Genomic DNA, 10030 nt, shown 5'->3' with positions numbered 1-10030 from the left:
GCAGAATCAATGCCGTGCACCTCTTCAAGCACAATCCGTGCCGGACAGCCGTGGGTCGAGCCCGCGCATGACGGACGGTGGGCCCGGAGCTTGCGAGGACTTGCATGACCACCACGATGCGCGCCTGGCGCTCGCTCGCGCCGGGGATCGACGGGCTCGCGCTCGGCGCGGTGCCGCGGCCCGAGCCGGGACCGGGCGAGATGCTGGTGCGGGTCGAGGCGGCGGCGCTGAACTTCGCCGACCTCTTGATGGCGGACGACCGTTATCAGGTGCGCCCGGCGCGACCCTTCACCATGGGGCAGGAGCTCGCCGGCACCGTCGCGGCGGTGGGCGCGGGCGTGACGATCCCGGTCGGCACGCGGGTCGCCGGCAAGGTCGAGACCGGCGCTTTCGCGGACTACGCCGTGCTACGCGAAGTCCTGGCGATGCGGGTGCCGGACGGGCTGGCGCCGGCCGAAGCCGCGGCGCTGCCGATCGTCACCACCACGGCGCTCGTCGCGCTGACCGAGAGCACGGTCGTGCGGCCGGGCGAGACCGTGCTGATCACGGCCGCGGCCGGCGGCGTCGGGCTCGCGGCGATCGAGGTGGCGAAGGCGCTCGGCGCCGTCGTGCTCGCCGCGGCGGGCGGCCCCGACAAATGCGCCCTGGTGAAACAGCACGGCGCCGATGTCGCGATCGACTACCGCACGACGCCACTCGCCGACGCGGTCATCGCTGCGACCGACGGGCGCGGCGTCGACGTGCTGCTCGACTCGGTCGGCGGCGAGGGCAAGGATCTGCTGCGCCTGCTCGCCTGGGGCGGCCGCCTGCTGGTCACCGGCTTCTCCGGCGGGACGATCCCGCAGATCCCGGCCAACCGGCTGCTGCTGCGGCGCCTCGCGGCGATCGGCGTCTACTTCCATCCCGACCACGACGGGCCGATGCTGGCGCGGGTCGGTGCCCGCCTGTCCGACCTCGCCGCGCACGGAAAAATCCGCCCGCATGTCGGCGCCGTGTTCGGCTTCGACGATCTCCCGGCGGCACTTTCGGCGCTGCGGGACCGCGCCACCACGGGCAAGGTGATCCTGGCGGTCGCGCCTTAAGCGGCGGCGGCGCCGTCGTCCTCCTCGGGCCGCGCGGTGCCGCGCGGCAGATCGGTCGCGATCAGATGCGTCACGGTCGGGTAGCCGGGGCGCAGGAGGGTGCGGATCTCGTCCTGGAGGGCACGGGCGGCGCGCGTGATGCGCTCGTGCTGGCGCAGATGCTCGAGCCAGGACTCGACCATGAAGGTCTCGACATAGCGGCCCTCGGTCGCGGCGTCGTCGAACAGGCCCCACGCATAGGCGCCGTCGCGGCGGCGCTCGTGCTCCATCACGGCGAGCTTCTCCAGGAAGGCCTCGCGGTCCTTCGGGTCGATGCGATACTCGACGCTGACCATCACGGGGCCACGGTCGGGGGCGACCTCCTGCGACAGCACCGGCTGCGGCCAGTGCATCGAGGGGGAGAGATCGACGCCGAGCCCGGTCTGCAGTTTTGCGCGCCGGGTCAGGGGAATGGCGGCCACCAAGCCGGCGGCCGCGACGACCAGCGCGAGCGACAGGCCGATCAGCCCGGCGAGCTTTCCCCACAGGAGGCTGCCGAGCGTCATGGCGGCCGACATCACGGTGACGAACACGGCCAGCCCGCGGCCGCGCACCCAGTCGGGCAGCGCCACCTGGGCCGAGACGTTGAGGCTCGACAGCACCTGGATCCACGCCGCACCGGCCAGCACGCTCGCCGCCAGTGCCACGGCAGGATGCCGGGCGAGCGCGAACAGGACGAGCGCCGCAGCGGTGGCCAGCGTCGCCGCCGCGACCAGCCGATCGGCGCCGAGCCGCGCCTTCAGGCGCGGCAGCGCGAGCGCACCGAGAAGCGCGCCGACCCCGATGGCGCCGAGCATCAGGCCGTAGAGTTGCGGCCCGCCGGCGACGAGGTCGCGGGCGATCAGCGGCAGCAGCGCCCAGTAGGCCGAGGCGCAGACGAAGAAGCCGAGGCTGCGGGCGAGCGTCGCGCGCAGATGCGGGTTGCGCCGCGCATGCCGCAGGCCGGTCCGGACGGCGTTGCCGAAGCGCTCGGCCGGGAGCTGGCTGGCGCGGGCCGGCTTGCGCCGCCACCAGACGAGCGCGCCGATCACCAGCACGAAGCCGAGAGCGTTGATCAGGAACGGCGCGGCGAGGCCGAGCGCCGCGATGGCGAGGCCGGCCAGCGCCGGGCCGAGCGCCCGGCTGATGTTGATGCCGACGCTGTTGAGCGCGACGGCGCTCGGCAGGTCCGCCTTGGGCACCAGCTGCGGCACCACGGCCTGCCAGGCCGGCGCCACCATGGCGGCGCCGACGCCGGCCGCGAACGTGAAGGCGAGCACCAGGGCGGGCGTCGCGAGGCCTGCGAGCACGATCAGCCCGAGCAGGGCGGACGCCGCCATGGTGGCGGCCTGGACGACGATCAGGAGCCGGCGGCGGTCGACGATGTCGGCGAGCGCGCCGGCCGGCAGCGCCACCAGCGCCATCGGCAGCATGGTCGCGACCTGGACCAGCGAGACGGTCAGGGGCTGCGGGTCGAGCACGGCGATCAGCCAGCCGGCGGCTGCGTTATACATCCACACGCCCACATTGCTGATCACGGTCGCGCTCCACAGCACCGTGAAGTCGCGATGCCGGAACGGCGCGAAGGCTCCGCGCGGCGTTCCCCCGGGGGACAGGGGCGGCGGGGCGGCGGGGGTGGGCGCGGTCATGGCTGAACGCTAACGGCGCCTCCCCCGGCCGGCAACACGGGGGAGAGCGCGCCGCCATGCCGGGGACGCCGCTCCGGTATTCGCGTGCGGGGCCCCGCAAGACGATTTCGCGCCACCGCGAAGCCCTTACGGATGCGAGGTTTTCCCGGTCCGTAGTCGCCCGACTTGCGGTCCGGCCGCGGTGCGGCGAGCTTCGGCGCCATGGTCGATCTGGTCCCCATTCCGCTCGGCGTGCTCGTCACGCGCCTCTTCCGCGAACTCGCCCTCCGGCGCTCGGCGTTCGATCTGCCCCAAAAGTTCTTCGTGCAGGCGACGCCTGGACGCGACCTGTCGGTGTCGTTCCACGGCCGCCGCGTCGCGACGCCGTTCGGGCCGGCCGCCGGGCCGCACACCCAGATGGCGCAGAACATCGTCTCGTCGTGGCTCGCCGGCGGGCGCGTGATCGAGCTGAAAACCGTCCAGATCAAGGACCGGCTGGAGCTCACGCGCCCCTGCATCGACGTCGAGACGGTCGGCTTCAACGTCGAGTGGTCGCAGGAGCTCACCCTCGAGCAGTCGCTCGAGGAGTACGTGAAGGCGTCGATGCTGATCGAGATGCTGAAGGCCGACGGCGTCGTCACCGGGCTCGACGAGACCGTGTTCGACATGAGCGTCGGCTACGACCTCGCCGGCATCCGGTCCGAGCGGGTGCGCGCCTTCATGGCCGGCATGATGGACGCGAGCGCAGTCGTCGAGAAGCTGCGGGCCGAGATCCCGGACGAATGGGCGCGCTTCCGCGACCTCGCCTTCCCGACCCGCCTCTCCGACACGCTGACGCTGTCGACCTTCCACGGCTGCCCGCCCGAGGAGATCGAGAAGATCGCGGCGTTCCTGCTGGAGGAGGTCGGGATCGACGTGATCGTCAAGCTGAACCCGACGCTGCTCGGACGTGACCAGCTCACGGCACTCCTGCGCGACAGGCTCGGCTACACCGAGCTGACCGTGCCGGACGCCGCCTTCGACAAGGACGCGACCTGGACGCAGGTGACGGGCTTCGTCGACCGGCTCGGCGTTCTCGCGGAAAAGCTCGGGCGGCGCTTCGGCGTGAAGTTCTCCAACACGCTGGTGGTGAAGAACCACAAGAGCTTCTTCTCGTCCGCCGAGACGAACATGTATCTGTCGGGCCCGCCCCTGCACCCGATCGCGATCGCGCTGGTCGACCGCTTCCGCAAGGTGTTCGGCGACCGCTTCCCGATCTCCTTCTCGGCCGGCATCGACGAAGGAAACTTCGCCGACGCCGTGGCGCTCGGGCTGACGCCCGTCACGGTGTGCACGAATTTCCTGAAACCCGGCGGCTACCGACGCGGCTACCGGTTCTTCCAGGTCTTGACCTCCCGGATGGCGGAGCTCGGCGCCGACGACATCGACACCTACGTGATCAAGGCCTTCGGCAAGGCGGAGGCGGCGCTCGACGAGCTCGGGCTCTCGCCCGAGCGGGTCGCGACCTGCAAGGCGGCGCTCGCGGCCGGCGGCGATCTGCGCACCGCGGCGGGCGACGCCTTCGCGCCTTGGGTCTCGGCGGCGCGGCTCCTCAACACGGCCGCCTATGCGGCGCAGGTGGCGGCGAGCTCCCGCTACGATGCGGCCGAGCATTCGACGCCGCCCAAGAAGATCAACTCCAACCTCGTGCTGTTCGACTGCCTCACCTGCGACAAGTGCATCCCGGTGTGCCCGAACGACGCGAACTTCACCTTCGCGATCCCGCCGGGCGAGACGCCGATCGAGCGGCTGATGAAGACCGCGGACGGCTGGATGGCCGAGCCGATCGGCACGCTCGTGCTGCAGAAGCCGCGGCAGATCGGCACCTTCGCGGACGCCTGCAACGAGTGCGGCACCTGCGACGTGCTGTGCCCGGAGGACGGCGGCCCTTATCTGGTGAAGCCGATGTTCTTCGGCAGCCGGACCGCCTTCGACGACGCGCCCCAGCGCGACGGCTTCGTCCTGGAGCGCTTCGACGACGGCCTGCGCATGGTCGGGCGCTTCGCCGGGCGCGTGGTGCGGCTCGAGGTTCCGGCCGCGGGGGCGCGCCTCCGCTACGCCGGCGAGGGCTTCGACCTCACGCTCGACCCGGCCGATCCGGCCGGCACGGTCGAGGGGACGGCGGAGGGCACCGTCGACCTCGGCTATTTCCGCATCATGGAAAAAATTCTCGCCGCCGTGACGGCGCCCCAGGCCGTGAACTTCGTCACGGCCGGCCTGGAGCAGGCCGCCACGCCGGCCTGACCGCGAGCCCGACGCGGCCGCGCCCGGAGCAGGACGCGGGACGACCGAATCAGCGCGTCCGGCTGTCGCGGGGTGGAGCCCCTTTCGCCGGGACGGTCTAAGCTGTCCGGATGAGGAGCGGGGAAAAGCCTGCGGGAATAACCGCCATCTCGCCGCCACCCCTCGACGTTGCGCCGGCTTCCATTAGGATGACGGGTGGTTGCGGCGCGAGGAGGAGAGACGCCCCGGTGCAACGTGCATGTGCCACCTTGGTCGGCCGGAGGACCGCCTGCCGTGCTCTCGTGATCGCCCTGCTCGCGCCGGCGTCGTGGGGCGGCCCGGCCATCGCGGCCCCCGACTCGGCTGCCCCCGGCCCGACGGCGCCGCCCGGGACGGCGGTTCGGATCGGCGGCACCGGCATGGCCCTCGCCGCGATCCGGGAGATCGGCGACGCGTTCACGGCCGCTGCTCCCGGAACCCTCGTCGAGGTGCTGCCGAGCCTCGGCACGCCCGGCGGCCTGCGCGCCCTGCAGGAGGGCGCCGTCGACATCGCCGTGACGGGCCGCCGCCTGACCGACGCCGAGCGCGCCAAGGGCTTCGTCGAGGCGTTCTGCCTGCGCACGCCGCTGGCCTTCGTGTCGGCCCATCCGGCGCCGCCCGGCATCCGCAGCACCGACCTGCCGCGCATTTACAGCGAGACGTCGCCGATGTGGCCGGACGGCACGCCGCTCAACGTGATCCTGCGCACCCGGGCCGGGTCCGAGAACGGCTATCTGGTCGCCTTCGAGCCGAAGCTGGGCGCGGCCCTCGACGCCGCCTATGCACGGACCGGCGTTCCGGTCGCGACCACGGATCAGGAGAACGCCGATCTGGCGCAGCGGGTCGTCGGCTCGTTCGCCGTGATGAGCCTGTTGCAGTTGCGCGCCGAGAAGCTCGATCTGCGCGAGGTCGCACTGGACGACGTCGTGCCGCGCGTCGTCTCCCCGGAAGACCGGACCTATCCGCTGTGGGTGGCGATCTGCGCGGTGACGAAGGGCGAGCCGTCCCCGAAGACGACCCGCCTGCTGTCCTATCTGCGATCCCCCGCCGGGATCGGCCTTTTCCGAGCCCACGGCGCGATTCCGATCGAGTAGCGCGATGAGCCCATCCCAATCGTTCAAGATCCTGAATCGTTTCGTCCGGGCGGTCGTCCTGGCCGTCACGATCCTGACAAGCCTGGTCGGGCCGCTATTGTTCGGGCTCTCGCATTATCGGGACGAACAGGCCAAGCTCGGCTACCGGGCCGAGCTGGCGGCGCGCCGGATCGCCGAATACGCCTACACGCAGGGCGACGCCTGGCGGTTCGCCTCGCACCGGCTGGCCGACTTCATCGACTACTACCGGATCGGCGAGAGCCTGAGGGTCGTCGATGCGAAGGGACAACAGGTGGCCGAGACCGGCCCGGCGCTCGCGGCGCCGACCTACACGGTCGAGCGGCCGATCGTCGTGCGTGGCCAGACCGTCGGCACCGTGCGGGCGACCGCCGACCTTTGGCCGCTGCTGATCCAGAGCGGGCTCGTCCTGCTGCTCGGCCTCGTCGCCGGCGGCGTGATCCTGGTGTGCGCCTATCTGGTGCCGATCCGGGCGTTGAAGCGCGCCACCGACGAGCACGAGGAGGTGCAGAGCAGCCTGCGCGAGCAGATCGACCGAACCGAGCAGGCGCTCCGCGTGGCCGAGGAGGCGACCGCGGCCAAGTCGGCCTTCCTCGCCATGATGAGCCACGAGATCCGCACACCGATGAACGCGGTGATCGGCCTCTCCTCGGCGCTGCTCGACACCAAGCTCGATGCGGAGCAGCGCCATCTCGCCGAGACGATCGCCGGCTCGGGCGCCGACCTCCTGCACATCCTCAACGACGTGCTCGACTTCTCCAAGCTCGACGCCGGCCGGCTCGAGCTCGACGCGGCGCCGTTCTCGCCCGCCACCGTGGTCGGCAAGGTCGTCTGCATCGTCGGGCCGCGGGCTCACGACAAGGGCCTGACGCTACGCGTGCTGGTCGATCCCGGCCTGCCGGCCGAGCTGATCGGCGACGGCGCGCGGCTGCGCCAGGTGCTGCTCAACCTGCTCGACAACGCGATCAAGTTCACGGCCGCCGGCACGGTCGAGGTCCAGCTGTACTGCACGGGCCGGAGTTCGACCGAGGCGACGCTCCGGTGCGTCGTGCGAGACACCGGCATCGGGATCGCGGCCGACAAGATCGATCGGCTGTTCACCGAGTTCGGCCAGGCCGACGTTTCGATCTCCAGCCGGTTCGGCGGCACCGGGCTGGGGCTCGCCATCTGCAAGCGCCTCCTCGACCTGATGGGCGGCACCATCCGGGTCGAGTCGCAGGCCGGCGCCGGCACCACCGTCACGGTGACGCTGACGCTGCCCATTCCCGAGACGGCCGCGCCGCCCGTGGCGGTCGACGGCACGGCGGCCGACGGAACGACCTCGCCCGCCGCCGCGCCGGGGCGGCCGATCCGCGTGCTGCTCGCCGAGGACAACGCGACCAATCAGCTCGTCTTCGCCAAGCTCCTGCAGGGGGTGCCGTCGACCCTGGTGATCGCCGCCAACGGCCGCGACGCGGTCGAGCAGGCACGCGCCCACATGTTCGACATCGTGTTCATGGACATGCGCATGCCGGAGATGGACGGAATCACGGCCACGCGCGAGATTCGGGCGCTCGGCGGCGCGTGGAGCCGCATCCCGATCGTGGCGCTCACCGCCAACGCGTTCCCCGAGGACGCCGCGACCTGCCGGGAGGCGGGCATGACCGACTTCATCGCCAAGCCGCTCTACAAAGCGGCGCTGATGCAGCGGCTGACCCCGGTGCTGGCCGGGCTAGCCGCCGAGACACCGGCCGACCCGGCCCCGCCGGCCACCACCGCGGCGGCGTGAGGGGACCGGGGGCCTTTCGCGGCCCCCGCGTCTGGTTCCGGCAGAGGATTTGAATCAGCCGTTCATTCCGGGGCGCTGCGGAACGACGGCGAACGGATCAGTTCGTCGGTTCACTCCGCCCCGATCGCGTCGGCGATCGCGACGGTGCGCTGGGCCATCTCGGCGTGCAGGCGCTCGACCATGCGACCGTCGATCTGCACCACGCCCTTGCCGCGGTTCTCCGGCTGCTCGAAGGCGGCGATCATCTTGCGGGCCAGCGCGACCTCGTCGGCGCTGGGCGAGAACACCGCGTTGCACGGCGCGATCTGATTCGGATGGATCAGCGTCTTGCCGTCGAAGCCGAGATCGCGGCCCTCGCGGCATTCGCGCTCGAAGCCCTCCATGTCGGAGAGCGTGTTGTAGACGCCGTCGACGATGTCGAGCCCGTAGGCGTGGGCGGCGAGCACGCAGGTGGCGAGCCAGCCGATCATCGGCGCGCGACCCGGCACCAGGCGCACCCGCGTCTCCTTGGCGAGATCGTTGGTGCCCATCACGAAGCCGCCGAGCCGCGTCTCGGTGTCGCCGGCGCAGGCGGCGAGCGCCTGGATGTTGAAGATCGACAGCGGCGTCTCGATCATGATCCAGATGCGGATCTTGCTGTCGGCGTGCATGTCGAGCAGGCGCTGGCCGATCATCTCCAGCGTGTCCGGGCTGGACACCTTCGGCACCAGAATCACGTCCGGCTTGGCCGGCACGACGGCGTCGAGGTCGTCGCTGAACCAGGGCGTGTCGACGCCGTTGACGCGCACGAACACCTCGCGCCGGCCGAAGCCGCCGGCCTTCACGGTCTCGGCGACCAGCTTGCGGGCCTCGCCCTTGGCGTCCGGCGCGACCGAATCCTCGAGGTCGAGGATCACGGCGTCGATCGGCAGGGTCTTGGCCTTCTCCATCGCACGGGGATTCGAGCCCGGCATGTAGAGCACGCTGCGGCGCGGTCGGATCGTCATGGTCTGTCTCCGGAAGCGGGGCACTCGCGCCGGGGGTGCGGGGCGGAGCGGCGCCGCGACCCTAGAGCATTTCGTTCCGGTGTGGGAACCTTCCCGGCGCGGGGAATCGCCGCGATCCCGAACAGACGTCGGGTGGCGCTGTTGGAAGAACGAAACCTTATGGACCATGAATGGCTGGCGGGGGTCGACGGATGCCCGGGCGGCTGGATCGTCGCCTTCGTGGCGCCGGCCGGAGACGCCGTGCGGGTGCGGGTCGAGCGGTGCTTTGCCGACATCGTCGCGGCCCCCGAAAAGCCTGTCGTGATCGCCGTCGACATGCCGATCGGCCTGCCCGACCGGGTCGGTCCCGGCGGCCGCGAGGCGGAGACCGCCGTGCGGTCGTTGCTTGGCGCGCGACAATCCTCGGTCTTCTCGGTGCCGTCGCGCGCCGCTGTTCACGCCGAGACCGAGCCGCCGGCCGACTGGTCGGCGACACTGGCCGCCCACAGGCGAGCGTCTGCCGTCGCGCTGACGACCTCGGACCCGCCACGCAAGGTCGCGCTTCAGACGTTCTGCCTGTTCCCGAAGATCCGCGAGGTCGACCGCTTGCTCGTCGAGCGGCCCGCGCTGGCCGAGCGGATTTTCGAGACGCATCCCGAGGTGGCGTTCTGGCAGATGAACGGGATGCGTCCGCTGTGCACGCCCAAGAAGGTGAAGAGCCGTCCTCATCCGCCCGGGCTGGCGCAGCGGCGCGACCTTCTGATCGCCGCCGGCCTGCCCGCCGCGGCCGTCGAGGCGCCGCCGCCCAAGGGTGCCGGACCGGACGATCTTCTCGATGCGCTCGCCTGTGCCGTCACGGCGCGACGCCTTCGCGCGAAGACCGCGAGGTCGTTCCCCGATCCGCCGCCGCGCGACCGCCACGGTCTGCGCATGGCGATCTGGGCGTGAGGGGCAAGAGCTTCGGGCCCATCAGCGGGCACGATCTTCGCCTCTCCCCGGCGGGGAGAGATCGGGGTTCGCGCCGAAGGCGCGACGTCCGGGTGAGGGGCTGCCGAGGTCACCAACTGCCGCCGTAAACCCTCACCCCGGTGCTCGCCTGCGGCGCGCACCGACCCTCTCCCTGAGGGAGAGGGTGAGAACGCCCGGACGACCGGTG

7 protein-coding genes are annotated in these 10030 nt (G+C 71.5%); 5 read left to right on the top strand and 2 right to left on the bottom strand.

The genetic code is table 11. The annotated features are described in order from the left end of the window. Positions 1 to 104 precede the first annotated feature (104 nt). The gene (locus tag ACFSOX_RS20190; RefSeq protein ID WP_378479623.1) at positions 105 to 1082 is read left to right on the top strand and encodes an NADPH:quinone oxidoreductase family protein; all 978 of its coding nucleotides are present in this window, start codon (positions 105 to 107) and stop codon (positions 1080 to 1082) included. Here ACFSOX_RS20190 and ACFSOX_RS20185 read toward each other — a convergent pair. Next, the gene (locus ACFSOX_RS20185) at positions 1079 to 2749 is read right to left on the bottom strand and encodes an MFS transporter (RefSeq protein WP_378479622.1); all 1671 of its coding nucleotides are present in this window, start codon (positions 2747 to 2749) and stop codon (positions 1079 to 1081) included. The genes ACFSOX_RS20190 and ACFSOX_RS20185 overlap by 4 nt on opposite strands. A gap of 201 nt (positions 2750 to 2950) precedes the next feature. On the opposite strand from ACFSOX_RS20185, the gene ACFSOX_RS20180 reads away from it, so the two are divergent. From ACFSOX_RS20180 to ACFSOX_RS20170, 3 genes are all read left to right on the top strand, one after another. After that, positions 2951 to 5011, top strand: coding sequence for a hypothetical protein (locus ACFSOX_RS20180; RefSeq protein ID WP_378479621.1), 2061 nt, complete (start codon positions 2951 to 2953; stop codon positions 5009 to 5011). A 281-nt stretch (positions 5012 to 5292) separates the two neighbouring features. After that, complete coding sequence (locus ACFSOX_RS20175; protein ID WP_378479620.1) at positions 5293 to 6123, top strand: substrate-binding domain-containing protein; 831 nt, start codon at positions 5293 to 5295, stop codon at positions 6121 to 6123. 4 nt (positions 6124 to 6127) lie between these two features. Then, positions 6128 to 7909, top strand: coding sequence for an ATP-binding protein (locus tag ACFSOX_RS20170; RefSeq protein WP_378479619.1), 1782 nt, complete (start codon positions 6128 to 6130; stop codon positions 7907 to 7909). A gap of 110 nt (positions 7910 to 8019) precedes the next feature. Here the strand turns inward: ACFSOX_RS20170 and ACFSOX_RS20165 are convergent, their stop codons facing one another. After that, positions 8020 to 8895, bottom strand: a complete 876-nt coding sequence (locus ACFSOX_RS20165) for an HpcH/HpaI aldolase/citrate lyase family protein (protein ID WP_378479618.1) — start codon at positions 8893 to 8895, stop codon at positions 8020 to 8022. Positions 8896 to 9054: 159 nt separating this feature from the next. Here ACFSOX_RS20165 and ACFSOX_RS20160 point away from each other — a divergent pair, with 159 nt between their 5' ends. Continuing rightward, the gene (locus tag ACFSOX_RS20160; RefSeq protein WP_378479617.1) at positions 9055 to 9822 is read left to right on the top strand and encodes a DUF429 domain-containing protein; all 768 of its coding nucleotides are present in this window, start codon (positions 9055 to 9057) and stop codon (positions 9820 to 9822) included. Positions 9823 to 10030: the final 208 nt, after the last annotated feature.

It is taken from the genome of Rhodoplanes azumiensis (genome assembly GCF_042682915.1).
GTDB lineage: Bacteria > Pseudomonadota > Alphaproteobacteria > Rhizobiales > Xanthobacteraceae > Rhodoplanes > Rhodoplanes azumiensis.
This window is presented reverse-complemented; position numbering and strand designations above follow the sequence as displayed.